The 26,010-nt window shown below is 70.1% G+C and carries 27 protein-coding genes and 2 pseudogenes; 24 read left to right on the top strand and 5 right to left on the bottom strand.

Annotation, left to right across the window (positions count from 1 at the left end):
• The first annotated feature begins 22 nt into the window (after positions 1–22).
• On the top strand, positions 23–346 hold the full coding sequence (gene trxA / locus ACIBJH_RS35330; RefSeq protein ID WP_399121022.1) for a thioredoxin: 324 nt from the start codon (positions 23–25) through the stop codon (positions 344–346).
• A 74-nt stretch (positions 347–420) separates the two neighbouring features.
• Here trxA and ACIBJH_RS35335 read toward each other — a convergent pair whose 3' ends face one another.
• The gene (locus ACIBJH_RS35335; protein ID WP_399121023.1) at positions 421–1,203 is read right to left on the bottom strand and encodes an SDR family NAD(P)-dependent oxidoreductase; all 783 of its coding nucleotides are present in this window, start codon (positions 1,201–1,203) and stop codon (positions 421–423) included.
• A gap of 176 nt (positions 1,204–1,379) precedes the next feature.
• Between ACIBJH_RS35335 and ACIBJH_RS35340 the strand changes: the two genes are divergently transcribed.
• From ACIBJH_RS35340 to ACIBJH_RS35360, 5 genes are all read left to right on the top strand, one after another.
• Positions 1,380–2,390, top strand: a complete 1,011-nt coding sequence (locus ACIBJH_RS35340; protein ID WP_399121025.1) for an SGNH/GDSL hydrolase family protein — start codon at positions 1,380–1,382, stop codon at positions 2,388–2,390.
• Between the two features lie 29 nt (positions 2,391–2,419).
• Complete coding sequence (locus ACIBJH_RS35345; RefSeq protein ID WP_399121026.1) at positions 2,420–3,211, top strand: SDR family NAD(P)-dependent oxidoreductase; 792 nt, start codon at positions 2,420–2,422, stop codon at positions 3,209–3,211.
• 129 nt (positions 3,212–3,340) lie between these two features.
• Entirely contained in the window at positions 3,341–4,174 is an 834-nt protein-coding gene (locus ACIBJH_RS35350) for an IclR family transcriptional regulator (RefSeq protein WP_399121027.1), read from the top strand.
• Positions 4,175–4,278: 104 nt separating this feature from the next.
• Positions 4,279–5,460, top strand: coding sequence for an acyl-CoA dehydrogenase family protein (locus tag ACIBJH_RS35355; RefSeq protein ID WP_399121028.1), 1,182 nt, complete (start codon positions 4,279–4,281; stop codon positions 5,458–5,460).
• 37 nt (positions 5,461–5,497) lie between these two features.
• A complete protein-coding gene (locus ACIBJH_RS35360) occupies positions 5,498–6,052 on the top strand; it encodes a flavin reductase family protein (RefSeq protein ID WP_399121029.1) in 555 nt (184 codons plus the stop codon).
• A 51-nt stretch (positions 6,053–6,103) separates the two neighbouring features.
• Here the strand turns inward: ACIBJH_RS35360 and ACIBJH_RS35365 are convergent, their stop codons facing one another.
• Positions 6,104–6,367, bottom strand: a complete 264-nt coding sequence (locus ACIBJH_RS35365) for a hypothetical protein (protein WP_399121030.1) — start codon at positions 6,365–6,367, stop codon at positions 6,104–6,106.
• Positions 6,368–6,504: 137 nt separating this feature from the next.
• Here ACIBJH_RS35365 and ACIBJH_RS35370 point away from each other — a divergent pair, with 137 nt between their 5' ends.
• The 5 genes from ACIBJH_RS35370 (at position 6,505) to ACIBJH_RS35390 (ending at position 11,898) form a co-directional block, all read left to right on the top strand.
• Positions 6,505–8,364: a flavin-containing monooxygenase gene (locus ACIBJH_RS35370; protein WP_399121032.1), complete on the top strand. Its 1,860-nt coding sequence runs from the start codon at positions 6,505–6,507 to the stop codon at positions 8,362–8,364.
• Entirely contained in the window at positions 8,361–9,206 is an 846-nt protein-coding gene (locus ACIBJH_RS35375) for a mycofactocin-coupled SDR family oxidoreductase (RefSeq protein WP_399121033.1), read from the top strand. Before ACIBJH_RS35370 ends, ACIBJH_RS35375 begins: the two co-directional genes overlap by 4 nt.
• A 66-nt stretch (positions 9,207–9,272) precedes the next feature.
• Positions 9,273–9,971: a TetR/AcrR family transcriptional regulator gene (locus tag ACIBJH_RS35380; protein WP_399121034.1), complete on the top strand. Its 699-nt coding sequence runs from the start codon at positions 9,273–9,275 to the stop codon at positions 9,969–9,971.
• A gap of 89 nt (positions 9,972–10,060) precedes the next feature.
• On the top strand, positions 10,061–11,362 hold the full coding sequence (locus ACIBJH_RS35385) for an NAD(P)-binding protein (protein ID WP_399121035.1): 1,302 nt from the start codon (positions 10,061–10,063) through the stop codon (positions 11,360–11,362).
• Between the two features lie 41 nt (positions 11,363–11,403).
• Entirely contained in the window at positions 11,404–11,898 is a 495-nt protein-coding gene (locus tag ACIBJH_RS35390; RefSeq protein WP_399121036.1) for a hypothetical protein, read from the top strand.
• A gap of 48 nt (positions 11,899–11,946) precedes the next feature.
• Here ACIBJH_RS35390 and ACIBJH_RS35395 read toward each other — a convergent pair whose 3' ends face one another.
• Complete coding sequence (locus tag ACIBJH_RS35395) at positions 11,947–12,549, bottom strand: TetR/AcrR family transcriptional regulator (RefSeq protein ID WP_399121037.1); 603 nt, start codon at positions 12,547–12,549, stop codon at positions 11,947–11,949.
• Between the two features lie 72 nt (positions 12,550–12,621).
• On the opposite strand from ACIBJH_RS35395, the gene ACIBJH_RS35400 reads away from it, so the two are divergent.
• The 11 genes and pseudogenes from ACIBJH_RS35400 (at position 12,622) to ACIBJH_RS35450 (ending at position 22,191) form a co-directional block, all read left to right on the top strand.
• The gene (locus ACIBJH_RS35400; protein ID WP_399121038.1) at positions 12,622–13,455 is read left to right on the top strand and encodes a class I SAM-dependent methyltransferase; all 834 of its coding nucleotides are present in this window, start codon (positions 12,622–12,624) and stop codon (positions 13,453–13,455) included.
• A gap of 172 nt (positions 13,456–13,627) precedes the next feature.
• The gene (locus ACIBJH_RS35405) at positions 13,628–15,025 is read left to right on the top strand and encodes a condensation domain-containing protein (protein ID WP_399121039.1); all 1,398 of its coding nucleotides are present in this window, start codon (positions 13,628–13,630) and stop codon (positions 15,023–15,025) included.
• 287 nt (positions 15,026–15,312) lie between these two features.
• Positions 15,313–16,800, top strand: coding sequence for an ABC transporter substrate-binding protein (locus ACIBJH_RS35410; RefSeq protein ID WP_399121041.1), 1,488 nt, complete (start codon positions 15,313–15,315; stop codon positions 16,798–16,800).
• A gap of 127 nt (positions 16,801–16,927) precedes the next feature.
• Positions 16,928–17,089, top strand: a pseudogene (locus ACIBJH_RS35415) (ABC transporter permease); the annotation flags it as partial.
• Positions 17,090–17,447: 358 nt separating this feature from the next.
• Positions 17,448–17,831, top strand: coding sequence for an ABC transporter permease subunit (locus ACIBJH_RS35420; RefSeq protein WP_399121226.1), 384 nt, complete (start codon positions 17,448–17,450; stop codon positions 17,829–17,831).
• Positions 17,828–18,688, top strand: a complete 861-nt coding sequence (locus ACIBJH_RS35425) for an ABC transporter permease (RefSeq protein ID WP_399121227.1) — start codon at positions 17,828–17,830, stop codon at positions 18,686–18,688. The genes ACIBJH_RS35420 and ACIBJH_RS35425 overlap by 4 nt, the downstream gene beginning before the upstream one ends.
• Before the next feature lie 257 nt (positions 18,689–18,945).
• Positions 18,946–19,523 (top strand): annotated as a pseudogene (locus ACIBJH_RS35430) (alpha/beta hydrolase family protein).
• On the top strand, positions 19,523–19,996 hold the full coding sequence (locus ACIBJH_RS35435) for a hypothetical protein (RefSeq protein ID WP_399121042.1): 474 nt from the start codon (positions 19,523–19,525) through the stop codon (positions 19,994–19,996). Before ACIBJH_RS35430 ends, ACIBJH_RS35435 begins: the two are co-directional and overlap by 1 nt.
• The gene (locus tag ACIBJH_RS35440) at positions 19,951–20,505 is read left to right on the top strand and encodes a hypothetical protein (RefSeq protein WP_399121044.1); all 555 of its coding nucleotides are present in this window, start codon (positions 19,951–19,953) and stop codon (positions 20,503–20,505) included. The genes ACIBJH_RS35435 and ACIBJH_RS35440 overlap by 46 nt, the downstream gene beginning before the upstream one ends.
• Positions 20,430–20,717 carry a helix-turn-helix domain-containing protein gene (locus tag ACIBJH_RS35445; protein WP_399121045.1) on the top strand — a complete coding sequence of 96 codons (288 nt, stop codon included), beginning with the start codon at positions 20,430–20,432 and terminating at the stop codon, positions 20,715–20,717. Before ACIBJH_RS35440 ends, ACIBJH_RS35445 begins: the two co-directional genes overlap by 76 nt.
• Before the next feature lie 184 nt (positions 20,718–20,901).
• Positions 20,902–22,191, top strand: coding sequence for an NAD(P)/FAD-dependent oxidoreductase (locus tag ACIBJH_RS35450; protein ID WP_399121046.1), 1,290 nt, complete (start codon positions 20,902–20,904; stop codon positions 22,189–22,191).
• A 15-nt stretch (positions 22,192–22,206) separates the two neighbouring features.
• On the opposite strand, the gene ACIBJH_RS35455 is transcribed toward ACIBJH_RS35450, so the two are convergent.
• Positions 22,207–23,142: an ADP-ribosylglycohydrolase family protein gene (locus ACIBJH_RS35455; RefSeq protein WP_399121047.1), complete on the bottom strand. Its 936-nt coding sequence runs from the start codon at positions 23,140–23,142 to the stop codon at positions 22,207–22,209.
• A gap of 56 nt (positions 23,143–23,198) precedes the next feature.
• On the opposite strand from ACIBJH_RS35455, the gene ACIBJH_RS35460 reads away from it, so the two are divergent.
• A complete protein-coding gene (locus tag ACIBJH_RS35460; RefSeq protein ID WP_399121049.1) occupies positions 23,199–23,720 on the top strand; it encodes an adenylate kinase in 522 nt (173 codons plus the stop codon).
• 4 nt (positions 23,721–23,724) lie between these two features.
• Here the strand turns inward: ACIBJH_RS35460 and ACIBJH_RS35465 are convergent, their stop codons facing one another.
• Complete coding sequence (locus ACIBJH_RS35465) at positions 23,725–24,900, bottom strand: acyl-CoA dehydrogenase family protein (RefSeq protein WP_399121050.1); 1,176 nt, start codon at positions 24,898–24,900, stop codon at positions 23,725–23,727.
• Between the two features lie 332 nt (positions 24,901–25,232).
• Here ACIBJH_RS35465 and ACIBJH_RS35470 point away from each other — a divergent pair, with 332 nt between their 5' ends.
• Positions 25,233–25,967: a dienelactone hydrolase family protein gene (locus ACIBJH_RS35470; RefSeq protein ID WP_399121051.1), complete on the top strand. Its 735-nt coding sequence runs from the start codon at positions 25,233–25,235 to the stop codon at positions 25,965–25,967.
• The last annotated feature ends 43 nt before the right edge of the window (positions 25,968–26,010 follow it).

Below are 26,010 nucleotides of genomic sequence, written 5' to 3' on the forward strand. Positions count from 1 at the left end.
GACGGCGGAGGGAGGCTCGGCAGTGCCGGCTGTCCGCGCCGTCACCGACGACGACTTCGAGGAGACCGTACGAGGTACCGGCCGACCGGTGCTCGTCGACTTCTGGGCCCCGTGGTGCGGTCCCTGCCGGGCGATGGGCCCCATCCTGGACGCGATGGCGGCAGCCCATGCGGGGAGCATCGACATCGTCAAGGTGAACCTGGACGAGAGCCCGCGCGCCGCCGAACGGCACGGCGTCTCGTCGATTCCCGCGCTCCTGCTCTTCTCCGGGGGCGAGGTGGTGACGAGGCTCGTCGGAGCCAAGCCGCGCACCATGATCGAGAGTGCCCTCGCCGACTATCTGTGACGGGTGGCGCCAAAGGGCGGTGCGGGTCCGGGAGTTTTGCTCCGGGCCCGCACCGCCGTGGGTTGCCGTCGTGATCAGAGCTTCTGGTAGGCGAACTTCCGTCCCGTGCCGCCGTCGACCACGAGGGTCTGCCCGGTGATCCACCGGGAGAGGTCCGTGAGGAAGAACAGGATCGCCGACGCGATGTCGCTGGTCGTACCCACCCGTCCCAACGGCACCTGTTCCCCGGCCCGTTCGTAGTAGTCGGCCTCGGGGTGCCGCTCGGCGACCCGGGGCGTCGCGGTCTGCCCGGGGGCGACGACGTTCACCCGGATGTCGGGGCCGAGTTCGAGAGCGGCCGTGGCGACCAGGTTGACCAGGCCGGCCTTGGCGGCGCCGTAGACCGCGTGGTTGGGGGAGGACCGCAGGCCCGAGATGGAGCCGACGAAGACCATCGAACCGCCCTCGGTCATGGCCCGCGCGCCGATCTGTAGGGAGAGAAGGGCATGGCGCAGGTTCAAGTCGAGGCCGCGGTCCCAGAGTTCGTCCGTGATCTCGCTGATCGGGCCCCAGTCGGAGATGCCGATGATGTCCGCGAGTCCGTGCACCGGGCCGAAGCGCTCGACGGCCTCCTCGACCATGCGCTCCACCTCCGCGCGGTCCGTCGCGTCACCGGTGACGGCCAGACCGTCGACCTCCTCGGCCACCGCCTTGGCGCGGGCGGGGTCCGTGTCGACCACGGACACCCTCGCGCCGACTGCCGCGGCGGCCAGGCAGGTCTGCCGTCCGATGCCCTGTCCGCCGCCCAGGACCAGGACGTGCCGGCCCTCCAGGTCGAGCAAGGCGCGGTAGTCGGGGGTGAGTTCGGTGATGCCCATCTTTTCTCCCTCGCAGTCGAGGAGGCGGTCCGGGCGAGCGTCGGAAAGGTCGCGACGGCTGCTTGACGCCGGACGGAGCCTCCTCGTTAATATAGCCAAATCAGTTAGGTAATTGAGCGAATCTCGATGAAGCGTAGAGCGGCGGTCGCACCGTCGAACCAAGAGGTGATCCCCGAATGATCCGGGTTCAGCCCGAGCGCTTCCTCCGTGGCGTCCTGCCGGACGTGTCGTGGTCACACGGCGGCTCGCGACTTCCCCCGACCGCCTGCCGGAAGCTGACGGCCGACACCGTGCGGGCCGCCCGGGTACCGGCCGGAGTCCATCTCGCCTTCACCGGCTCCGCGTCGACGATCGTGCTCACGGTGCGGACGGGGGAGCGGACCACCGTGCCCGCTCCCACCGTGCCCGAGGCCCTCGTCGTACACGTACCGGGAAGGCCGGCCGGCGCGATCCCCCTGCCGCCCGGGGAGCACGGCACGGTACGCGTCGACCTGCCCGACCGCGATCCGGCGCGGACCGTGCGCGTCTACCTCCCCGAGGCGGTCGAGACCGTGATCGAGGGCCTCGCCGCCGACGTCCCTCTGGAGCCCGCTCCGCGTGGCCCGCTGTGGGTCGTGTACGGGGACTCCATCACCCAGGGCTGGTCGGTCGCGCGGCCCGGGCTCGCCTGGCCCTCCCTGGTAGCCGACGACCTGGGCCTCGATCTGGTCAACCTGGGCTTCGCCGGAGCGGCGCGCGGTGAACTCCTCGTCGCCGACGCCCTGGCGGCTTCGGGCGCCGCGGCCGTGACGCTGGCCTGGGGCACCAATGCCTGGTCGTCCCTGCCGACCAGCGCCACCCAGATCGCCGAGACGACGAGGCTGTTCCTCACCGCCGTACGCCAAGGGCTCCCCGACACTCCCGTCACGGTCGTGAGCCCGATCGTGCGCCCCGACGCGGAGGACACCCCGAACCGGTTCGGGGCCCGCCTCGCCGATCTCAGGGAGGCGCTGGAGACGGCGGTGACCGATACCGGTGACCGCCGGATCACCCTCGTACGGGGTCTGGACCTGGTGCAGGCGGACCAGCTCGTCGACGGGATCCATCCGGGCGACGAGGGCCACCGAAGCCTCGCCCGGGGCGTAACACCACATGTGGCACAGGCAGTTGGGCTCACCGCACGACGTACCGAAGCCGGTGTCCCATGACCCCGACCAGCGAACGCACGAGGAGCGGGATGGACCTGTCGAACGTGTTCCGACTGAACGGCAGGGTCGCGATCGTCACCGGCGGCGGCAGCGGCATCGGACGCGCGAGTGCCGAAGTGCTCGCCGCGGCCGGCGCCCGGGTCGTCGTGGCCGACCTCGACGAGGAAGGTGCCGAGACAACCGTGGCGCACATCAAGGAACAGGGCGGCGAGGCGGTGGCCCGCCGGGTCGACGTGGCCGATCCGACCGCCGTGAACGACCTGGTCGACGGCACGGTCTCCGGCCTCGGCCGCCTCGACGTCCTCGTCAACAACGCCGGCATCATGATCCGCCGCCCCCTCACGGAACTCCCGCCCGAGGAATTCGACCGCGTCCTCTCCGTCAACCTCAAGAGTGTCCTCTACGGCGGCCAGGCCGCCGCCCGGGTGATGGAGCCGGGGTCGAGCATCGTCAACACCCTCTCCACGATTATCGACTTCGCCACCGTGGGCACGGGCTCCTACGCCGCGGCGAAGAAGGGCGGCGAGGCACTGACCCGTACGTTCGCCGTGGAACTGGGGCCGCGGGGCATCCGGGTCAACGGCGTCGCGCCGGGCTGGACCGACTCGGGCATCACCCGGCAGCGGGGCGTCGACGAGACGGGTGAGTTCCAGCAGGACCGCTTCGACGAACTCGCCCGCAAGATGGCCTCCTCCTCCCCGCTGGGCGCGGTCGCCGAGCCGATCGACTCCGCCTACGCCGTTCTCTACCTCGCCTCCGAGGCGAGCCGTTTCGTGACAGGACATGTGATCCGGGTCAACGGCGGCGCCTCCATGGCCTGACGGACCGTCAAGACGGGTCCTACCTCTCCTACTTCGTGATGCAGAGCCGATGAAGTCCTCTCCGACGAGGGACCCGTTGGACGACCGGCACGAGACGGCCGGCCGCCCAGGGATGCCCAGGAGGTCACAGTGTCCGAATCCCCGTCCAGCATGGTCGACAGGGTCGTAGTGATCCTCGGTGTGTTCGAGCGGTCGGCGGGACCGCTCAACCTGGGGCAGATCAGCGCGTGCAGCGGGCTGCCGCGCTCCTCCGTCCACCGCATACTCCAGCAACTGGTCAACGCGCGCCTGCTCAGCAGGTACGACAACGAGTACCGGCTCGGACTGCGTATGTTCGAGATCGGCAGCCTGGTCCCGCACCGGATCCGGATGGGCGAGGTCGCCAGGCCCCTGTTGCAGGAGCTGCACACGGCCACCGGGCACGTGGTGCACCTGGCCGTCCTCGACCAGCAGGACGTCGTCTACCTGGAGAAGGTCGGCGGGTCCTTCGCCAGCACCCTGCCGTCCAGGATCGGCGGCCGGCTCCCCGCGCACTGCACGGCACTGGGCAAGGCGCTGCTCGCCCACGCCCCGCGGGACTTCGTGGACGAGTACCTCTGGAGCGGTCTGCCCCGCCGTACGGCCGCGAGCATCACCACCCCGCAGGCCCTGGAAACGGCCCTCTCCCGGATCCGCTCCACCGGGTACGCGACCGAGACGGGAGAGGCCGCCGCCTCGGTCGCCTGTGTCGCCGCGCCGGTCCTCGTACTGGACCAGGCGGTCGCCGCCATCTCGGTGTGCGGACCCCAGGACCGCATCAGGGTCGACGAGTTGAGGTTCCAGGTCAGGTGGATCGCCGCCGAGGTGGCCCGCCGGCTGATGGTGGCCCCACGCCGGCAGCGGTCGCGCCCACGGCGGTTGATCACCTCTGTTCCGCTCAGCGGGCAGGTCGTGACCGCCGCAGCGACCGACGCAGCACGATGAACACGTGAGGGACGAACCGGAACGGATCGCGTACCGGCGACGGCCGACACTCTCCTCGCCGCCGGACGTCGAGGCGACCTACTAGAAGGCGGAAGGTACGCGGTATGGCGCACGAGGTTGTCCAGCGAGTCGAGCAGTACGGTCCGAAACTCGCGGAACTGGCCGCGGAGAACGAGAAGTTGGGCAGGCTGAGCGACGAGACCGTGGGTCTGCTCCGCTCGGCCGGTGTCCTGCGCCTGTTGCAGGACACCAAGTTCGGCGGCTACGCGGCCCACCCCCGGGACTTCGCGGAAGCGGTCATGGCGGTCGCCCGGCACGATGGTGCCGCGGGCTGGGTCTGCGGTGTCGTCGGGGTCCACCCCTGGGAGATCGCGCAGATGGACCCGCGCCTCTCCCGGGAGATCTGGGGCGCGGACCCGGAGACCTGGATCGCCTCCCCGTACATGCCGAACGGGATCGCCGAGCCGGTGGACGGCGGATACGTCCTGTCCGGCCGCTGGCCCTTCTCGTCGGGCACGGACCACTGCGACTGGGTCTTCCTGGGCGCGCTCGTCGGGGACGGCAAGGGCGGGCCCGCCTCCCCGCCGACCGTGCTGCACGTGGTCCTGCCCCGGTCGTCGTACGAGATCATCGACGACACCTGGGACGTGATCGGGCTGTCCGGCACCGGCAGCAAGGACGTCGTCGTCGACCGCGCGTTCATCCCGGCCTACCGGACGGTTAACCAGGACGAGGTGTCGGCGGGCGAGGCCGCGGAGCGCAACGGGGTCACCGAGGCCCTCTACCGGCTGCCGTTCACCTCCATGTTCCCGCTCGGCATCACCTCGGCGGTCATCGGCATCTGCGAGGGCGCCCTCGACGCGCATCTGGCACTTCAACGCGACCGGGTCTCCGTGACCGGTGTCCAGATCCGCGACGACCCGTACGTGCTCCACGCGGCGGGCGAGGCGGCGGCGGAGATCGCCGCCTCCCGGGTCCAACTGATCGACGGCATCAGCCGGATCCACGACAAGGTCGCCGCCGGAGTGCCGGTGACGATCGAGGACCGCTCCAACGTCCGCCGCAACCAGGTGCGTTGCGCGTGGCGGGCCGTCGCCGCCGTGGACGAGATCTTCGCGCGGTCCGGAGGGAACGTGATCCGGCGCGACAACCCGCTGCAGCGCTACTGGCGCGACGCGCACGTGGGCCTCGCGCACATGATCCACGTCCCCGGTGCGGCCTATCACGCCAACTCCGTGGCACAGATGGGTCTTGAGCTGCCGCCGCCGCTGAGCGTGATGATCTGACACCCCCGCCCAGCGGTCGAGGAGGAACGGACGAAGCATGCACTCCGCCGACGGAACGAAGCCCGTCACCCCCGACGACCCGGTCGACAGAGGCCGTTTCCGTGAGGTGCTGGGAAACTTCCCCACGAGCGTCGTCGCCATCACTGCCCAAGGGCCGGGGGAGCGGCCCGAGGGGATGATCGTCGGATCTTTCACCTCGGTCTCCCTCGACCCGCCGCTCGTGGCGTTCCTGGCGGACCGGTCGTCCAGCACCTTTCCGAAGATCCGCAACGCCGGCCGCTACTGCGTCAACGCGCTGGCGGCCGACCAGGAGGCGGTGTGCCGGCTGATGGCGGCCAAGGATGCCGACCGGTTCGAGGGCATCGACTGGCAGTCCTCGCCGCTCGGGAACCCCGTCCTGGAAGGCGTCGTCGCCTGGGTCGACTGCGTGATCGAGGAGGTGGTGGAGCTCGGCGACCACTATCTCGCGGTGGGACGCGTCCGCGACCTGGGCATCCGGTCGGCGAAGACTCCGCTGCTGTTCTTCAGGGGCGGCTACGGCGACTACTTCTCCACCACGGCCCTGGTGCTGGACCGGCTCGTGGGCTGGTAGCGGGGTACAGGGGGGCGCGATATGACACCGCGCCCCGCCCCGTGACACGGCTCAGCCGGCCAAGTCCGGCTCCCGCACGGTCACTTCGGCCAGTTCGATGCCCCGGGTCTGCAAGCCCTCCTCGATGAACGCCTTGAGGGAATCGCCGTCGAGCACACAGGTGGCGCAGACGTCGTTCGAGCCTCGGGAGTAGTCGACGGTCAGCCGTGACCGCTCGGGAGAGAACTCGGCGAGACGGATGGAACCACCGTCCGGAGCGACCATCGGCTCCAGCAGGGCGAGCACTTCCTCGACGACGTCCTGGGCTTGCGGCATGGCCGGTCTCCTCTGTCGCGCACTGCTCAATCGAGACCGCCAATTGTATCATTGAGTGAGCTGATTATGCTGAATAGATTTCCCCTGGACCCTCTGGTCCCCATGGACCGCTCGGACCCTCTGGACGGAGAACAGGCATGACGCAGACCTCGGCCGAGCCCGCGGATCTCGATCGGGCGCGGGCCAAGTACCGAGCCGAGCGGGACAAGCGCCTCGATCCCTCGCGCCGCGAGATCCTCGACCTCGCCGGGCGCGGGGAGTTGGTGGAAGACCCCTTCACGGAGGTGGTGCCACGCGCGCCGCTGCGCGACACGGTCGACGCGTTGGTCGTGGGAGGCGGATTCGGCGGCCTCCTCGCCGCCGCGCACCTCCGCAAGGCCGGAGTCGACCGCATCCGCATCGTCGAGAAGGCCGGTGACGTCGGCGGGGTCTGGTACTGGAACCGGTACCCCGGCGCGATGTGCGACGTCGAGTCCTACGTCTATCTCCCGATGCTGGAGGAACTCGGCTACCTCCCCCGCCACCGCTACTCCTACGGCCCCGAAATCCTCGCCTACGCAAGGAAGTTGGCGGCCCACTTCGACCTCTACGACCACGCGCTCTTCCACACCGCCGTGACCGGCCTGACCTGGGACGCGGCGGGTGCGAAGTGGAGCGTACGGACCGACCGCGACGACGAGTTCGAGGCCCGGTACGTGGTCGTGGCCCACGGCTCCTTCACCTCCCTGAAGCTCCCGGCCATCGACGGCATCGACACCTTCGAGGGCAGGCTCTTCCACACCTCGCGCTGGGACTACGACTACACGGGCGGAGGGCCCGACGCACCGCTCACCCACCTCGGTGACAAGACCGTCGGCGTCATAGGTACCGGTGCCACGGCCGTCCAGATCGTCGCGCCCCTCGCCGCATCAGCCCGCCAGCTCCGCGTGTTCCAGCGCACCCCCTCCACGGTCGGCGTCCGCGACAACCGCGAGACGGACCAGGAGTGGGCGAAGACCCTGGAACCCGGCTGGCAGAAGCGGCGGCGCGACAACTTCACCTTCGTCACCAACGGCGAGAAGATCACCGAGGACCTGGTGCGGGACGGCTGGACCGTCTTCTACCAGGCGATGCTGAGCAACCGGGGATACGGCGACCTCAGCGCCGAAGAGCTGGCCGAGCAGAAGGAGTTGACGGACCTTCAGCACATGGAGAACATCCGCTCCCGGATCGATTCGGTGGTCAGGGACCCGGAGACGGCCGAGGCGCTGAAGCCGTACTACCGTTACCAGTGCAAACGCCCCTGCTTCCACGACGAGTACCTGCCGGCCTTCAACCGGCCCAACGTCCAACTCGTCGACACCCGGGGCCGGGGCGTCCAGCGGATCACCCCGAAGGGAGTCGTGGTCGACGGCGTCGAGTACCCGCTCGACTGTCTGATCCTCGCCACCGGCTTCGACCAGGACTCGTCGTACGTCGACCGGGTCGGCTTCGACGTCACCGGACTCGACGGCACAACCCTGTCGCGGAAGTGGCGGGACGGCCCCGAGACCTTCCAGGGCGTGATGACCAGCGGCTTCCCCAACTTCTTCTTCCTGCCGCCCAATTACACCCAGGGCACGGCGGCGGTGAACTTCGTCCATACGTTGGAGGAGACGGTCCGTCATGTCGCCTTCCTCGTCGCCGAGTTCGAGCGACGGGGCGTGGTGGCGGATGTCACCAAGACGGCCGAGGACGTGTACGTACAGCGTGTCGTGGGGGGTTCCGGCCTCGCGCTCCTGGGCGCCGGCTCCTTCCTGAAGGACTGCACACCCGGGCGCTGGAACAACGAGGGCGATCCCGATGGACGGCCCCGCAAGAACGTCAACTACCCGGGTACGTCCACCGCTTACTTCAGCATGCTGGAGGAGTGGCGACAGCGCGGGGACCTGACCGACCTGAGCCTCACCCCCCGGCCCGAGGCGAACACGGCGGCCGGACCCGCCGCCCCCACCGACGACGTACGGAGCGCCCGATGACCGGAACCGTCCCCTCCGCCCCCGCGCCGGGCACACCGACCGCCCACCGCTTCCGGGGCAAGGTCGTCTTCATCACCGGAGCGGCCCGCGGCCAGGGCCGCGCCGAGGCCGTGCGGTTCGCCGCGGAGGGCGCCGACATCATCGCCCTCGACATCTGCGAGGACCTGCCGACCACCAACTACCCCGGGGCGACACCCGAGGACCTCGCCGAGACGGCACGCCTCGTGGAGAAACTGGGGCGGCGGGTCCGTACCCACAAGGCCGACGTACGCGACTTCCCCGCCGTACGGGCGGCCTTGGAGTCGAGCGTTGCCGAACTGGGGCGCCTGGACGTCGTGGTGGCGAACGCCGGCATGACCACCGCCGGCCGCGCCTGGGAGATCGACACGGAGCACTGGCAGGCGACCATCGACATCAACCTGACCGGCGCCTTCCACACTGTCAAAGCGGCCGTCCCGCTCATGATCGAGCAGGCGACCGGCGGTGCCATCGTCTTCACCAGCTCGGTCGCGGGACTGCGCGGACTGCCCCTGCTGGCCGACTACGTGGCCGCCAAACACGGGGTCACCGGCCTGGCCAAGACGCTCGCCAACGAACTGGGCCCGCACCGGATCCGGGTCAACTCCGTGCACCCGCACGGCGTCGCGACCCAACTCGTCCCGGGAATCCGCGCGTTGATCGAGAACGACGCAGAACTGGGTGCCTTCTACCAGGGCGTGCTGCCCGACGGAGTCAGCGAGCCCGAGGACATCGCGGCGGCCGTCGCCTGGATCGCCTCCGACGAGGCACGGCACATCACCGGAATCCAGCTCCCGGTGGACCTCGGCCGCACCAACCGCTGACCCCGCGACGACTTCAAGATCCCCGCCCCCCCCGTGCTGATCTCCGGGGCCCTAAAATGTGGAGCTATGCCAAGATCACCAGGGCACGGGCCGGACTTCGAGATCAGGCGTCAGGAGATCATCGACAAGGCCGCCGCGTTGTTCGCGAAGAAGGGCTACGCCGCCACCGGCATCGCCGAGGTGGGCGACGTCGCCGGTCTTGGCCGGGGCGCGCTCTACTACTACATGGGCTCCAAGGAGAATCTCCTCGTCGAGATCCAGGACCGGGTGATGCGCCCCTTGCTGGCCTCCGCCCACCGGATCGCCGCCCTGGAGGACGTCGACCCGGTGCTGCGGCTGCGCATGCTGTCGCAGACCCTGCTGGAGAACACCCTCGCCCGACTCGACCACGTCTGGGTCTACGAGCACGACTACCGGAACCTGCGGGGAGCCAACCGGGCCCGGCTGCTGGACCAGCGGCGTGAGTTCGAGGAGATCGTGCAGAACCTGCTCGTCGCAGCGATGGACGACGGTTCGTTCCGCAGCCTCGATCCCAGGCTGGCCACTCTGCAGTTCCTCAACATGCACAACCACACGTACCAGTGGGTGAAGGTCGACGGCGCGTGGGACGCGCAGTACCTGTCGAGCGCCTACTGCACCACCCTCTTCCGAGGCCTGGGCGGTCCCGGAAGCCGGTTCGACGACATCGAGGACCGCATGGTGGAGTACCTCGCCAAGAGGGAGTCCGCCGTCCCCGAGCCGCTGCCGCACTCCGTCACGGACTGACTCCGGCGCCCGGCGGGCACGTGTGAGCGCTTCCGGCCACCACGCTCGCGGTAAACGAAACCGGGCACGCCGGCTCCGTCGGCAGTGCGTTGTGTGCGGAGCATTGCCCCTCCGTATCCACGTCCGTTACCGTGACGACGATTGATTCGCTGACCGATCGGTACAACCTCCGAAGTCCCGCAGCGTGGCGGGAGATTGCTCAGCATGTGGAGGGGCTCTTGAGTGAATTGACGAACGCCTCGGGCGAAGAAGACCGAGGCACCGGACGGGATCCGGCGAGGATCGTGTTCGCGCCGCACGAGGTGGACGTGCTGGTGATCGGAGCCGGCGCCACAGGTATCTACCAACTCTGCCGGGCCCGCGAAGAGGGCTTCTCCGCGCTGTTGTTGGAGGCCGGTCACGGAGTCGGCGGAATCTGGTACTGGAACCGCTCTCGTCAAGCGAACTCCGACACCGCACGAGTCGACGCGGGCAAGTCCTTCCCGTGGTGGGAGGAGAGAGCGCCCCATACCGAAGAACGGTCCGGGCAACCGGATATCGGGCGCTGCCTGGACCACCTCAACCACATTGTCGACCGCTCCGGCGTACGCCGTGGCATCAGATTCGGTGTCACGGTGAAATCGGCGGTCTACGACGACCCTTCCGGAACATGGAGGGTGACGACCACCGATTCCGTCGAATACCGCGCACGCTTCCTGGTGGCCACCACGGGAGTTCTGTCCGCCCCCGCGCAGCGAACACGGGACTTCATCTGCATGCGCGTCGCGCTGATCGAAACCGGTTTGGGCGGCACGGAGTACGTCGCCTCACGGAACGAATCGCCGCAGGGAATACGGGAACGCAATGCCGTGGTCGACATGAGGAAAGGGCGGCAGCCGGCCCGCCCGAATAACCGCAGTCTGGTCAAGGCCCCCGAGGCGACAGCCGGGCCGGACATCGTCGAGTTCGACACCGTTCGCGCGACCGACTCCGACCTCGGCGTCGGTGTGCTGAAACGGCTCGGAATACGAGGCCGGGAAGGGCTCAAACTGATGGGCTACTGGGCGAACGGCCCCCGTACCTATCTCGGCGTGATGACCGCCGGATTCCCGAACCTCTTCTTTCCCGGCGGCCGTCAGAGCACTCTCCAGGACAACCCTCAATGCGCCGGAGATCAGGTGGATCTCGTCACCGGCACTCTCGTGCACGCACGCGATCACGGCCATGACGTCGTCGAGGTGGAACTCGCGGCGGAGGAGGAGTGGACGAACCTGATGGAGAACGGCGAGACCCGCCTGACGTACACCGCCCCGAACGGCGCCGGATGGTCCCGCCTGCGCGAGATGGCCGTGGCGATCGCGGACCACGAGTACGCGGGGTTCATCTTCTCCAAGGCGGGCAGCGCGGCCTGACCCGTGCCGGGGCTCGGCGGGCCGAATGGTTGGATACGGGCATGGACCACGGCGGCCACCAGGAATCGGGCCTTTCCAAGAGCGTCTGGAGCGACGCCGACTTCCCGGAGATGGGCTGGCACGACGCCACCGTCCACGGCCTCTCCGTGCAGCCGACCGACGACGTCCTGCCGCGACTGCTTCTCGACCTCGACTACATCGTCCGCTGGGTCCACCCGGTCCCGCCGGCGACACATTTCTCCTTCTGGGTCGCCCCGGCGACGCTCGTCTTCGACGACGTCTGGGACCTCGAAGGAGACCTCGACTTCAAGGGCACGGCCCCGGACCTGGAGATCGACGGCGTGCACCGACTCGTCCCGGACGACGGCCGGGAAGACCTGCCGCTGTGGCACATCGAGGGCCACGCCTTCGACCTGAGGTTCCGCGCGTCCGGCTACCGCCAGTACTTCCGGAAAGCACCGACACGCGCATCGCGGCAGGCACTGCCGAACGCCGAGCGGGGTGGCTGCGCCTTCACCGAGGTCGGCTTCCGCTGACCCGCCCGTCGGCCGGACCTCACCAACGCACAGCACCGCGAGGCGAGTTCAGCGTGGCCTCCGCTGTACGACGTCGGCGAGCACCGTGGTCACCAGCTTGCCGACGGTCGATGCGGTCGGCGGGTCCGAGGCCCGGTCGGCGAACAGGAGGTGCCCGCCTCCGACCAGGGAGAGGGTGAGCGAGTCGATGTCGGCGTCGGCCGCGATACGGCCCCTCTCGCGCTCGTCGGCCAGATAGGCGGAGACCGCCGCCGTCACCTGGGCCAGGATGGCGATACCGCCTCCGGGCCTGGCCTGCCGCAGCCGTGCGCGCAACTCTTCCCGGAAGGTGATGAGCGGAATGATCGCTACCGGAACCGGTCCGAACAAGGTGGTCAGCGCGTCGGTGAGATTGTCGGCGACGCTGCCGGTCCCGGCCGAGTCACGCAGCGCCAGCGCCTGCGTCTCCAACCGCGCGGCGCGGTCGAGGACGAGGTCGGCGAGGAACGCGTCGAAGTCGGTGAAGTGCCGGTGCAGGACGCCTTTGGCGCAGCCCGTCTCATCGGTGACGGCCCGGCTGGTCAGCCCGTTCGGACCGTCCCGCAGCAGCACGCGCTCTGCGGCGTCGAACAACTGCTGCCGCGCATCACGAAGGTGAACCCCGGTCGGCACTTGTGGATCCTCTCCCGCGCCAGCTCTCTGACACCCATTGGCTTGTGGGCGCTTGCCCACTAAGGTGAACGCATGCCCACTTTACCGCGAGAGCAGCCAGAGCCCGCCCCGCTCCATCAGGCCCGACAGATGGCCGAGTCCTTCGGCGCGGACGCGCAACGCTACGACCGTGCCCGGCCCGGCTACCCCGATGAGCTGGTGGCCCGGATCGTCGCCGGGAGCCCGGGAAGCGATACGCCCGACGTGCTCGACGTGGGCTGCGGTACCGGCATCGCGGCCCGCCAGTTCCAGGCCGCCGGCTGCACCGTGCTCGGCGTCGAGCCGGATGCCCGCATGGCCGACTTCGCCCGGTCCCGCGGCCTGCCGGTCGAGGTGACGACCTTCGAGGCCTGGGAGCCGGGCGGCCGTATGTTCGACGTGGTGACCGCGGCCCAGTCCTGGCACTGGGTTGACCCCGCCGCTGGTGCCAGGAAAGCGGCCCAAGTGCTGCGCCCGAACGGCCGATTGGCGATCTTCGGCCACGTGTACGAGCCGCCCGCCGAGGTCGCCGAGCCCTTCGCGGCCGCCTATCGACGAGTGGCGCCCGACTCGCCGTTCAACGGCCGGTCGGCCCGCCGTCCGCTGGAGATGTACCAGGCGGGGTACGCGACGGTCGCCGAGAAGATCGGTGAGACCGGGCAGTTCGACGCCCCGGAACAGTTCCGGTTCGACTGGGAGCACGCGTACACCCGCGATCAGTGGCTGGAACTGCTCCCCACGACCGGCGGCCTCACCCGCCTCGTCCCCGGTCAACTGGCCGAGATACAGGGCGAGGTGGGCCGTGCCATCGACGCGTTGGGAGGCAGCTTCACGATGGCGTACACCACTCTGGCGGTCATCGCGGTACGCGCCACCACCCCTCTTTGACGCGCAGTGATCCACTCCCTTTCGGAACGGCGGGTTCCAGAGCGTTGCTTTCCGAACGGCCCGCTCGTTGATCTCCGCATGCAGTGAGCGGTGCCCGAGCGGCATGGAGGCGTGGATCGACAGTGGTGCCCGGCGGCCTCCCGTGGGCAGGCGAACGGAGAGCCCTGTGCGCATGAGTGACCTTCAGCGGTGCGAGATCCGTCCCGGACGACTCGTCGAGTGGACGCTGCACCCGACGGCCGTAGGAGCGGCGCGGGTGCTTCCCGACGACGTGCGGCCACCGGCGTATGTGCAGGAGTCCCATATCCGTACGGCGCGTTCGGTGCGCGAGGACGGGCTGTTCGTGCCGACCTGGCTCGGTACCGCCTTCGACATGCCGGGGCGGATCGAACTCGACGTGCTCCAGGGCGCGTTGCGGGCCTGGATGCTCCGGCACGAGACGCTGCGCAGCGGTTTCCGGTGGGCCGGTGACGAGATGCGCCGCTTCACCCTGGACGCCGACGCGGTGGCCCTGCACCGCGAGGACGTCGGCGAGTTCGCGGACGCGGGGACTCTGACCCGGTATCTGCAGGACCGTTTCGATGTCGCAGCGGACGCGCTCACCTGGCCGAACTTCCTCTTCGCCGCGGTCGTTCGCCAGGACTGCACGAGCGTGTACCTGGCGTTCGACCACAGCAACGTCGACGCGTACTCGCTCCATCGCATCGCGGGCGAGGTGCACGAGCTGTACGCGGCCGGGCTCGCCGGGAAGGCGGTCGAGGCGGCGCCGGTCGCCAGTTACATCGACTTCTGCGCGGGCGAACGCACGGACGCCGATCTGATCGACGACACGCACACCGTCGTCTCCCGCTGGCGCGAGTTCATCGCCCGCTGCGACGGCAAACTGCCGAACTTCCCCGTCGACCTCGGCCTCGACCCCCAAGGGCCGCTGCCCACACAGAAGTTCCTCCAGGAGATGCTCACCGACGACACGGAGGCGGCGGCCTTCGAGGCGTACTGCCGCCCCTACGGCGGAAGCCTCGTCGGCGTTCTGGCGGCCGTCGCCCTCGCCGCCCGCGAGATCAGCGGCCTCGACGTGTACCGCACCGTCGTGCCCTTCCACACCCGGGCCAAGTCCCGCTGGGCCGACTCCGTCGGCTGGTATGTCGGCGGCGCGCCGATCGAGATCCCCATCGAGCACGCGAGGGACTTCGACGACGCCCTGCGCATGGTCCGCGCCACCCTCCGCGAGAACCGCCCGCTGGCCCGCATGCCCATCGCCCGCGTACTGCGCCTGCTGGGCGCCGACTTCCGGCCCACGTCCCCCGACCTGTACTCGATCGTCTCCTACGTCGACTCGCGCGCCCTGCCCGGTTCGGAGCGCTGGCAGGAGCTGAAGGCGTACGGGCTGATCCGGGTGTCGTACGGTGACCAGGTGTGCGCGTGGGTGACCCGGGTCCACGAAGGCCTGCAGTTCGCCTGCCGTATCCCGGACAACGTCATCGCGGACAAGAACATGCGGCTGTGCATGGAGCTGGTGGGGGAGCGCCTCGTCTCGGTGGCCCGGCGGGCACTGCCCGTGCGTCTCTAGCCCGGGCGCAACAGGTGATGCACTGCCGCCCGGAATTACGCATCACATGTTGAATGCCTGTCTCGTGTCGTGATGTCACACTTCCTGAAAGCCGAACCCGCTGACCAGAGGGTGTTCACCCCGCGTTCGGCCACGCTCGGTACCTCGCTCCCGGCGTCGTAAGCGGGAGTCACGATGACAGGCCCAGACACAACCGGCCTCTCCCCTCGATCCACCTCCCGGCGCTCCGTTCTGCGGGGCGCCGCCACGGCCGGGACGCTGCTGGCCGGCGGTGCCTCACTCGCCGCGTGCGGGCGGCAGCCGGTCTCGGCGTGGCCGGGCCGACCGGACCGCCACGCAGGGGCGGCCGACTGCGGGTCGGCATGATCGCGGCCGGCAAGGGGGAGTCGTTCGACCCCTCCCTCGCCCCCAACGCCCTCATCAACACCGCCATGAGCTGCGCCGTCTTCGATCCCCTGCTCACCATGGGACCGGACGGCCGGCTGCGGCCGATGCTCGCGACGTCCTGGACCTCGAACTCCACCGCGTCCGTGTGGACGTTCCGGCTGCGCAAGGGCGTCACCTGGCACGACGGCGAGGACTTCACCGCCGCCGATGTCCTGTACTCGCTGAAGTGGATGGCGAAACCCGGCAACGGGCTCGCCCTCAGCATCGCCGACGTCGACCTGGAGAAGGTGTCCGCACCGGAGCCGTACACCGTGGTCGTCCCGCTGAAGAGCCCCAACCTGCTCTTCCCCTACAGCCTCGCCACCGCCTCCATCGTGCGGCGCGGTGCCGAGGACTTCACCAGACCCGTCGGCACCGGGCCCTTCTCCTTCGTCTCCCTCGATCCGGGTCAACAGGCCGTCTGCAGACGCAATCCGGCGTACTGGGAGCCCGGGAAGCCCTACCTGGACGAGCTGGTGTTCCTGTCCGTGAAGGACGACTTCGCCCGGCTAAACGCGCTGCTGTCGGGCCAGACCGATGTCATGGCCCAGGTGCCCTTCACCCAGGCCAAGTCCCAACTCGTGGGCGACGTACGGCTGATCAGGAGTCCCGGCGTCACCGCGCAGGCCTTCTACATGGCCGTCGACAAACCGCCGTTCGACGACGTCCGGGTCCGCCGCGCGCTCCGGCTGATCGTCGACCGCAGGCAACGGGTCGACGTGGCCCTGTTCGGCTTCGGGACGGTCGGAAACGACCTGTACGGCAAGGGACTTGAGTACTACGACGACTCCCTCCCGCAACGCACCCGCGACCTCGCCAAGGCGAAGGCCCTGCTTGCCGAGGCCGGGCACGGCAGGGGACTGACCCTGAAGCTGCAGACCTCCACGGTCGCGCCGGGGATGGTCGAGGCCGCCACGCTCTTCCAGCAGCAGGCCAAGGACGCCGGCGTCGACATCTCCATCTCTCAGGTCGACCCCGCCTCGTACTTCGACCCGACCCGCGACTACCTCAAGATGCCCTTCGCACAGACCATTTGGCAGGGGATGACGACTTTGGGCGATGTCTACAACGCGGGCCTGGTCTCCAAAGCCCCGTACGGTGAGACCCACTGGTCCGACCGCCGCACCGACGAACTCGTCGCCACCGCCGTCGCCGCACCCGACGCGAGCGCCGCCCGGTCCGCCTGGGCCGCCGTACAGCGTCAGCAGTACGACAGCGGGGGCTACATCTGGTGGGGCAACGTCGACAACCTCGACGCGGTGTCGAACAGGGTCGGCGGCCTGGTCCCCAACCGCTACCAGAACCTCGGTCTGCCGACCGGCCTCAACGAAGCGTATTTCGCGTCGTGACCGCCACCACCACGGTGCCGCCACCGCACCCGCCTCCGCGCCCTTCGGCTCCCGGCACCCGCTGGCCCGTGTCGCCCTGCGCCGCATCGCCGGCGGCGTCCTCACCCTCCTCGTGCTGTCCGTCCTGGTGTTCCTCGCGACCTCCGTGCTGTTGGGCGACGCGGCGAGCGCGATCCTCGGCAAACAGGCGACGCCGGACGCGGTGGCCGAGCTGCGGCACACGATGGGACTCGACCGGCCCCTCGTCGTCCAGTACGGCAAGTGGCTCGCCGGACTGCTCCACGGCGACCTCGGCAACACCGCCGCCGGATACGCGGCGGGCGGCCGGTCCAGCGTCTGGGACCAGATCAGCGGCAAACTCGGCAACTCCCTGGTCCTCGCCGCCACGGTCTTCGTGCCGGTCCTGCTGCTCTCCCTGCTGCTGGGCGTCCTCACGGCCCTGCGGGCGGGCCGCTGGCTCGACCACCTCGTCACCACGGTGACCCTGGTGCCGGCGGCGCTGCCCGAGTTCGTCCTCGGCACCGTCCTGCTCGCCGTGTTCTTCACCTGGTTCGACGTTCTTCCCCCGGTGTCCTTCGTGGCCCCCGGCACCAGCCCCCTCGCGACCCCCGCGACCCTCGTCCTGCCCGTTACTCACCCTGGTCGGGGTGACCGTGGGACCGGCCACCCGCATGATCCGGGCCGGCATGCAGGAGGCGCTGCTGTCCGACCCGGTCGCCGTCGCCCGCCTCAACGGCATCCCCGAGGCCCGCGTCGTCCGCCGCTACGCCCTGCGCAACGCGCTCGCGCCGAGCATCCAGGTCTTCGCGCTCATCGCCCAGTACCTCGTCGGCGGACTGCTCATCGTCGAGGGACTCTTCGGCTATCCGGGCATCGGCAAGGAACTCGTCGACGCCGTGACCGTCCACGACAACCTCGAAGTCCAGTCCGTGACCATGCTCCTCGCCACCTTCTACGTCGCCGTCACCATCGCCGCCGACCTGCTGGTCATGGCCGTCGTACCGAAGCTGAGAACAGGTGGTACGTCATGACCGCCCTCCTGAAGACCGACTCCGCGCGGCGAGGGTTCCCGTTCGGCGCGGCCCTGCGACGACGCACCCCGAAGACCCTCTCCGGCCGGGTCGGCCTCGTTCTCCTCGTGCTGGTCCTCGCCGTCGCCCTGCCCGGCCCCCTGTGCACCCCGTACTCCCCGGACCGCACGGTCGGCATCCCCTTCGCCGGGCCGAGCGCCAGTCATCCACTGGGCCTCGACTTCCTCGGCCGGGACGTCCTGTCGCGGGTGCTCTCCGGCGGACTCGGCGTCGTCCTGTACGCGGGCGTCGCCACCCTCGCCGCCTACGCGGTCGGACTCACCGTGGGACTGCTGGCCGGCTACAGCCGCTCCTGGCTCGAACCGGTGCTGATGCGTCTGACCGACGCCCTGCTGGCCTTCCCGGCACTGGTCTTCCTGCTGCTGCTCGCCACCGCGTTCGGCCGTGGCATCACCGGAGTGGTGATCGCCACCGCGCTCATCCAACTCCCGCCCATCGTGCGCATCGTCCGGTCGGCCGCGCTGGAGCAGTCCCTCAAGGGCTATGTCGAGGCGGCCGTCGCCCGCGGCGAGGGCACGCTCCCGGTGCTCGGACGCGAGATCCTGCCGAACATCGCCCGCCCGGTCGCCGCCGACGCGGGACTGCGGTTCAGCTGGTCGGTACTGCTGATCGCGGGCGTCAACTTCCTCGGGCTCGGGCTCCAACCCCCGGCCGCCGACTGGGGGTTGATGGTCTCCGAGAACCGCGGCGGCATCGCCCTCAACCCCTCGTCGATGCTGGTCGCCGCAGCCCTCCTCGGCGCCCTGACCCTCGCGATCAACCTGCTCGGCGACGCCCTCGCGGGAGGCACCGAATGACCGACACCACCCCGCTCCTTGAGGTCGCCCGGCCCCACACCGCCGTACCGGGGGAGTCGGCGGAGCGACTGACCTGGACCGCCCCGGACGGGCAGGAGATCCAGGGGCTCCTGGTCACCCCGCGCACTCCGGGGCCGTACCCGCTGGTCGTGAACATCCACGGGGGTCCGGTGTGGGCGTGGCGCGACGAGTGGGCGGCGCGGCAGCCGCTCGTGTCCCTGCTGGTCGGACAGGGGTACGCGGTGCTGTCGCCGAACATGCGCGGCAGCCTGGGACGCGGGCAGAAGTTCGTGACCGCCGGGCTCCACGACATGGGCGGGGCGGACGCCGACGACCTGCTGGCGGCCGTCGACGCGCTGGTGGCCGCCGGACGGGTCGACGCAGACGGGTCGCGGTGACGGGCAACAGTTACGGTGGCTTCATGTCCGCGTGGCTGATCGCCCACTCCGACCGGTTCGCCGCCGCCGTGGCCCGCTCACCGGTCACCGACTGGGTCAGCCAGCACCACACGAGCAACATCCCCGGCTTCGACCGGATGTGCCTGGACGGCGACCCCCTCGACCCGGCCTCCGACTACCGCACCCGTAGCCCGCTCTACCGCGCACGGCACGTACGGACGCCGGTGCTGCTGATGGCGGGCGCCCACGATCTCGCGACCCCGCCGCAGCAGGCGGCCATGTTCCACCGCGCCCTGCGCGACCACGGCCGCGACGGCGCTCTGGTGATCTACCCGGACGAAGGACACGGCGTCCGCGCCCACGCGTCCGTCGTCGACCAGGCCGCCCGCCTGCTGGAGTTCCTCGACCGCCACCTTGGCCCGGCGGGGGAGACCTGATGGCCACGGACGAGCAGAACCCGCCCACCGCGCTCGCCGGCGACGACGTCCAGTCGGTCGTCGACACCCTCGCCGACCGGCTCGGCCGCTCGGTCGCCGTGGACGATCCGCTGATCCATCTCATCGCCGCGAGCAGGCACTTCGGCGACGAGGGCGACACCAGGGTCCGGTCTGTGATCGACCGCCAGATCTCCGCGGACCTCCAGCGCTGGGTGCTCGCCAAAGGCATCGCGGACTGGACCGAGCCGGGCCGCGTCACCGGAGAACCGGACTTCGAGCTGGCACCGCGCTCTGCTTCCCGGTCCGCTGCAACGGCCTGCTGCTCGGCTTCCTGTGGCTCATCGAGTCCGACACGGCGATCGACGACGAAGCCGGCCGGGCGGTCGCCGAAGCCGTCGAGAGCATCGGCCTCATCCTGTACCGCCGGATGGTCCTCAGCGAGCGCCGCCGCTCCCGCGTGGAGTCGTCGCTGAGCATGCTCCTGTCGCCCGAGGCGGAGGACCGCTACCGGGCGATCGACGAGATCCAGGAGGAACAACTCCTCGCCCACTCCGCCCACTTGGTGGTCCTGGTGGTCGAGGCCGACGGCGAACCGACCGGCGACACGGCCCTCGCGCTGGAGTCCGCCGCGGAGCGCATGGAACGCCGGCTGCCCCGAGGGTCGGTGCTGACCCTGGTCACAGGGCGCCGGGCGACCGTCGTCGTCGGCGGTCCGCGTCCGCCGAGCGACCGGACCGTGCGCGAACTGGCGGAGCGGTTCCGGCACGACTTCGGGCGGACGGCACGGCCCGGACGGACCTGCGCGATCGGCCTCAGCGCCACCGTGCACGGTCTCGAATCCGTCGTCGACGCCCACCGGCAGGCCGGCAGGCCGGCACCGCGGTCCGCGCGGCCACGCTCCTGCCGGTGTTCGACGGTGTGGCGTCCTGGTCCTCGCTCGGCCCCTTCGCCCTGCTGCTGCGCGTCGACTTCGACCAGCTGACACAGGACCTGCCGTTTCCCGGGGTGGGTGACCTGCTCGGCGATCCGGAGCACGCCGTCCTCGTCCGGAGCGCCGAGGAATTCCTCGACCGCGCAGGCGACTCCGGCAGCACGGCCCAGGCGCTGCATGTGCACCGGACCACGCTCTACCACCGGCTCAAGCGCGTCGAGACCATCACGGCCTGTCCCTGGACGACGGGATGGACCGCCTGACCCTGCATCTCGCGCTCAAGCTGGCCCGGATCAACACCGCGCGCAGATCGACGGGTTGACCGCGACACCTGATGCGACACCCGACGCAACACCTGATGCGGGAAAGCGCCGTGCGGCGCGACCGCGAGCGCTTACGGCACACCCGCCGACGCTCCTACGCTCGACGAAAGAAGGAGGACCGCCGATGCATTCCGACGCCGTGATCGTGGGAGCCGGTGTCATGGGAACGTCGATCGCGCTCGAACTGGCGCGATCGGGCCGCAGCACCGTCGTGGTCGACAAGGCACGGGGCATAGGGCACGGCTCCACCAGTGCGTCCAGCGCCATCATGCGGTTCAACTTCTCCACTCCGGCCGGTGTCGCCACCGCCTGGGAGTCCAGGTTCCACTGGGAGAACTGGGCCGAGCACACCGGACTGCCCGAGTCCGCCGGCCTCGTCCGGTACGTCAGGACGGGCCTCGCCTTCCTCGACGTGGACATCGCACCCCGAGCCCTGTACCTGCCCTTGTTCGACACCTTCGGGGTGCTCTACGAGGAGTGGGACACCGACCGCCTCACCGCCGAGATACCCGGCATCGACACGGGCCGCCACTGGCCGCCGAAGCGTCTGGCCGACGACGCGTTCTGGGCCCCGTCCGCCGAGAGCCTCGGCGCGGTGTACACCCCGGACGCAGGCTACGTCAGCGATCCCCAGCTCGCCGCCGCCAATCTGGCCGACGCCGCCGTACGGCAGGGCGCGGTCTTCATGCTGAACCGGGCGGTCACCAAGGTGGTCCGCCACTCCGGGCGGGTGGCCGCCGTACTCCTCGACGACGGGACCAGGATCGACACCGGCATCGTCGTCAACGCGGCCGGCCCCTGGTCCGGCCGTATCAACGAACTCGCGGGCGTCGGCGACGAGTTCACGGTGTCACTCCGGCCGCTGCGCCAGGAGGTGCATCACCTGCCCGGCGGCGCGGAGGGCACGACGGGCATGTGCGTCGCGGACATCGACCTCGGTGTCTATCTGCGCTCCGAAGTGGGCGGCGGTCTGCTGATCGGCGGGACCGAACCGGAATGCGACCCCCTGCAATGGGTCGACGACCCCGACGGCGTCGCCCCCGACGTGACGAAGGCCGTGTTCGAGGCACAGGCCACCCGCGCCGCCCGCCGCCTCTCGACCCTGACGGTCCCGAACCGCCCGAGGGGAGTCGTCGGTGTCTACGACGTCACCGACGACTGGACGCCCATCTACGACAAGACCGACCTGCCCGGCTACTACGTGGCGATCGGCACCAGCGGAAACCAGTTCAAGAACGCCCCGCTCGTCGGCGGATTCCTGCGCACCATCGTCGACCAGACGGAGAACGGCGTGGACCACGACCGGCACCCCGCGGTGTTCAAGGCCCCGTACACGGGCCACACCATCGACCTGGGCACCTTCTCCAGACTGCGGCCGGTCAACGACAAGAGCTCGGGGACGGTCCTGGGCTGACGGCCGCCGCCCTGCCTAGATGCCGGCCGGGCGGGTCGCCGCGCGCGCGTCCCAACCGCTCCAGGCCGGGATCGCCTCCAGGGCCTCCCGCCAGGCCGACGGGATGCCGTCGGTGCCGGTGCGGGCCGCGACCACACCGCCCACGATCGCGCAGGTCGTGTCCCGGTCGCCCCACCCGGCGACGGTCTGCCACAGAGCCTCCGGCAGGTCGTCCAAGTTCCCCGCCGCCGACCACAGGGCGAACGGCACGGTGTCCGGAGCCGAGATCAGTGTCCCCGAACCCAGCACGGACGCCGCGTGCCGCACCGACGTCCGCGCGGAGAATCCCGCGGCCACCAGCAGACGGGCACGGACATCGCTGTCCGGTACGTGCGAGGCGACCTCCCGCAGGAACTCGGCGCGCGGCAGGGCCTGTTGATCCGCGCCGGTGGCGGCCAGCGCGGCGGCGACCGCCACGGCCACCGTCCCCGCGACGGCCTCCGGGTGGGCGTGGGTGGTCAGCGCGGAGAGTCGAGCCTGCTCGGCGGCGGTCTTCGGGTCGTCCCGGAACCAGGCGCCCAGTGGGGCGACCCGCATCGCGGCACCGTTGCCGTAGGAACCCTGGCCGCCGAACTGCCCCGTGGTGACCGCCCGCCGGTCCTCGCCCTCGCCGATCCGGCGCAGCACACCGTGCATGGACGGGCCGTACTTGCGCCCCGGTTCCCGCTCGTACTCGGCCGCGAACTCCCTTGCCAGCGCGTCCGGTTGTACCTCCCCATGGGCCACCAGATGCGCGAACAGGACGAAGGCCATCGCCGAGTCGTCCGTCCACAGCCACGGCGCGGGCCGCAGTTCCCGCGCGGCCCACAGCTCCTCGGCGGGCTCGTCGGACCGTGTGAACCAGCCGTCCCCGAAGGCGTCGCCCGTCACCAGCCCGTCCAGGGAGGCGTGGGCATGCTGCGGACTGCTCATGGTGGGGCTCCTGTTGATGATCGGCGGGCTGCGCACATCGTAGTTAGGGTGCGTGGATGGAGCGGATCCTGGTGGTCGGGGCGACGGGCGCGGGCAAGTCCACGCTGGCCCGGGGCGTGAGCGAGCGGCTGAAACTGCCGTACCACGAGATGGACGCCCTCTACTTCACCGGCCCAGGCTGGGCCGTCAACGAGCACCTGGCCGACGACGTGCTGCGGCTCACCGCCGAAACCCGCTGGATCATCGACTCGATCGGCTCGCCCGAAGTCCGCGACCTGCTCTGGGAGTTGGCCGACACGGTGCTCTGGCTGGACTACGGGAGGGGCGTGATCATGCCGCGCGTCCTGCGCCGGTCCCTGTGGCGCACGGTCACCCGCGAGCGCGTCTTCGGCGGCAACAGGGAGACCTGGGCGGGCTGGTTGAGCCGCGAGCACCCGGCCTGGTGGGCCTGGTCCCAGCACGCGGGCCGGCGCGCCGAGATCGAGCGCCGGACGAACGACCCGCGCTTCGCTCCGCTCACCGCACTCCGGTTCGCCCGACCCCGGGAGACCGCGGCCTGGTCGGCGTCCCTGGGCTGAGCCGTCAGAGGAAGGGCGTGCCCGCGTCGAGTCCGGAGAGGACCCGGCCGTACAGCTCCAGATTGGTGGCGGGGTTGACGAAGGAGTGCAGGCTGAGCGCGTGCAGATCGCGTACCGCCCGCTGGACGGGGACGTCCCGGTGCAGCGAGGACGCGCCCGACGCGGAGGCGATGAGGTCCACGGCCTCCTTGCACAGCCGGGTCGTATAGCCGCTCTGCGCACGGATCTTGGCGCGTGTTTCCTGTGTGTACGGTTCGTCGTTGTCGGCCGCGGACTCGATCCGCGCGACGAAGTCGGCGGTCAGCAGTTCGGCGCAGGAGATCTTCAACGCGGCTTCGGCGAGCTGGAGATGGGTGACGCCCGCCTCGTACTGCCGCTCGTGGAAGGTGTACGTGATGCCCCGCCGGTGGATGCGCTCGGTGAACTCCGCGAGAGCCGCGCGCGCCAGGCCCAGCGCGTTCGGCGCCGTCCAGGCGCAGAACAGCATCAGGACCGGCATCCGGTAGAAGGGGTCGTCGGCGTTGGCCTTGGAGGGGAAGCCGCCGCCCAGCAACTGCCCCACGGGCAGGATGCGGTGCGCGGGCACGAACACGTCCCGGGCGACGACGCTGTTGCTACCGCTGCCCGCCAGACCCGACACGTACCAGTCGTCGAGGATCTTCAGATCCGCCATCGGTACGGCGGTCCACAGCACCTCGGGCGGCCCGCCCTCGGACTCGACCCGGGCGGTCAGCAGATGCCAGTCGGCGTTCTGACAGCCGGTGGCGAAGCCCGAGGTGCCGTTGACGACATAGCCGCCGTCCGTCGCCACCGCGACGGCGTCCGGGATGAGCGTGCCGCCGACCCGCACATCCGGTCCGGTGAAGATCTCGTCCTGCGCCTCGTCCGGGAACAGCGCGGCGATATAGGAACACCCGGCCTGGATCAGCGCCATGAAACCGGTCGAACCGCACCCGGCGGCGATCTCGCCCAGCACCTCGACCTGCGTGCTCAGCCGACTCTGGTAACCGCCGTACCGGCGTGGGACGTTCATCCGGTACACCCCGGCGTCCGTCAGCGCCGACACCACCTCGGCCGTCACCCGCCGCTCCTGCTCGGTGCGCAACGCGCTGTCACGGAGCAGGGGTTGCAACTCCCGTACACGTTCGACGAGACCGGCATCGGACGGGAGCGGAGCCATGGGCGACCTCCGAGCGCTACGGGCCCTCACCGTGACGCGGATCGCACACGGTGTCAACGCCCGTGCTCCGCAAGGGGAGTTGTGCGCCACTCGCAGTGCTGCTTGGCCACGACGGCGACCGTCGGCCCCTATCCGGTGGGCTACGCTGTGCGGCTATGAATACCGGGACGGCCTTGCGCCACACACGGATCGGTGACCCGGGGCTCTTCTGAGCGCCGTACGGGCCGGTCTGGGCCCGCTGTCCGATCGAGGTTCCTGCGCCGCCGCGCGGGCTCCGCCTCCGTCGTGTTGATCACAGGCTCTGCACATCAACCACGACAGGAGCATTGTTCATGCCTACCAAGACGCTGCGGATTCCCACCACGGACGGCCAGGCCGACGCTTTCGCCGCCTTCCCCGACCACGGAGAGCAGCACCCAGGGGTACTGATGTACGCGGACGGCTTCGGCATCCGGCCCGTGCTGCGGGAGATGGCCCGCGAACTGGCCGGGCACGGCTACTACGTGCTCGTCCCCAACTCCTTCTACCGGCACGGCCCGACACCGCTGGTCGAGCTTCCCGAGTACATCGGAGAGGAAGTCCGGCCCGCGGTCTTCGCCCAGCTGATGCCCCTGATCGAGGCGCACACCGCCGAACGTGTCCTGCGCGACGCCGACGCCTACCTCAGGTTCCTCACCACTCAGCCCGAGGTCGGCCCCGGACCGCTCGCGGTGACCGGCTACTGCATAGGCGGCCTCTACGCGATGCGCACCGCCGCGGCCCACCCCGGCCAAGTGGCGGCCGTCGCCGCGTTCCACGGCCCCGTGGGTGTCGATGGGGCCAGTCTCTTCTCCAAGCTCACCGCCCAGGTCCACCTCGGCCACGCCGAAGGCGACGTGACACCTGAGGCCCTCGGTGAGCTCAACGAGGCCCTGGATGCGGCAGGTGTCGGATACACCTCCGAGATCTACCCCGGTACCGTCCACGGCTTCACCATGTCCGACACCGACGCCTTCAGCGCCTCCGGACTGAAGCGCCACTGGGATCGCCTGCTCTCGCTTCTGGACCGCACCCTGGCCGACAGCTGAGGCTCCAGTCCCCTGAGCGACGGCTCGCTGGTCCTCCCCGGCG

Source organism: Streptomyces sp. NPDC050548, assembly GCF_044457385.1.
In the GTDB taxonomy this organism is placed as follows: domain Bacteria; phylum Actinomycetota; class Actinomycetes; order Streptomycetales; family Streptomycetaceae; genus Streptomyces.

Bases quoted from the DNA above. Each gene is read 5' to 3' on its own strand.
- ACIBJH_RS35360 (WP_399121029.1), top strand. From the start codon at position 5,498: ATGCACTCCGCCGACGGAACGAAGCCCGTCACCCCCGACGACCCGGTC.
- ACIBJH_RS35380 (WP_399121034.1), top strand. From the start codon at position 9,273: ATGCCAAGATCACCAGGGCACGGGCCGGACTTCGAGATCAGGCGTCAG.
- ACIBJH_RS35335 (WP_399121023.1), bottom strand. From the start codon at position 1,203: ATGGGCATCACCGAACTCACCCCCGACTACCGCGCCTTGCTCGACCTG.
- ACIBJH_RS35465 (WP_399121050.1), bottom strand. From the start codon at position 24,900: ATGGCTCCGCTCCCGTCCGATGCCGGTCTCGTCGAACGTGTACGGGAG.
- ACIBJH_RS35425 (WP_399121227.1), top strand. From the start codon at position 17,828: ATGACCGCCCTCCTGAAGACCGACTCCGCGCGGCGAGGGTTCCCGTTC.
- ACIBJH_RS35400 (WP_399121038.1), top strand. From the start codon at position 12,622: ATGCCCACTTTACCGCGAGAGCAGCCAGAGCCCGCCCCGCTCCATCAG.
- ACIBJH_RS35365 (WP_399121030.1), bottom strand. From the start codon at position 6,367: ATGCCGCAAGCCCAGGACGTCGTCGAGGAAGTGCTCGCCCTGCTGGAG.
- ACIBJH_RS35375 (WP_399121033.1), top strand. From the start codon at position 8,361: ATGACCGGAACCGTCCCCTCCGCCCCCGCGCCGGGCACACCGACCGCC.
- ACIBJH_RS35405 (WP_399121039.1), top strand. From the start codon at position 13,628: ATGAGTGACCTTCAGCGGTGCGAGATCCGTCCCGGACGACTCGTCGAG.
- ACIBJH_RS35355 (WP_399121028.1), top strand. From the start codon at position 4,279: ATGGCGCACGAGGTTGTCCAGCGAGTCGAGCAGTACGGTCCGAAACTC.
- ACIBJH_RS35460 (WP_399121049.1), top strand. From the start codon at position 23,199: ATGGAGCGGATCCTGGTGGTCGGGGCGACGGGCGCGGGCAAGTCCACG.
- ACIBJH_RS35455 (WP_399121047.1), bottom strand. From the start codon at position 23,142: ATGAGCAGTCCGCAGCATGCCCACGCCTCCCTGGACGGGCTGGTGACG.
- ACIBJH_RS35390 (WP_399121036.1), top strand. From the start codon at position 11,404: ATGGACCACGGCGGCCACCAGGAATCGGGCCTTTCCAAGAGCGTCTGG.
- ACIBJH_RS35450 (WP_399121046.1), top strand. From the start codon at position 20,902: ATGCATTCCGACGCCGTGATCGTGGGAGCCGGTGTCATGGGAACGTCG.
- ACIBJH_RS35345 (WP_399121026.1), top strand. From the start codon at position 2,420: ATGGACCTGTCGAACGTGTTCCGACTGAACGGCAGGGTCGCGATCGTC.
- ACIBJH_RS35470 (WP_399121051.1), top strand. From the start codon at position 25,233: ATGCCTACCAAGACGCTGCGGATTCCCACCACGGACGGCCAGGCCGAC.
- ACIBJH_RS35340 (WP_399121025.1), top strand. From the start codon at position 1,380: ATGATCCGGGTTCAGCCCGAGCGCTTCCTCCGTGGCGTCCTGCCGGAC.
- ACIBJH_RS35370 (WP_399121032.1), top strand. From the start codon at position 6,505: ATGACGCAGACCTCGGCCGAGCCCGCGGATCTCGATCGGGCGCGGGCC.
- ACIBJH_RS35435 (WP_399121042.1), top strand. From the start codon at position 19,523: ATGGCCACGGACGAGCAGAACCCGCCCACCGCGCTCGCCGGCGACGAC.
- ACIBJH_RS35440 (WP_399121044.1), top strand. From the start codon at position 19,951: ATGGTCCTCAGCGAGCGCCGCCGCTCCCGCGTGGAGTCGTCGCTGAGC.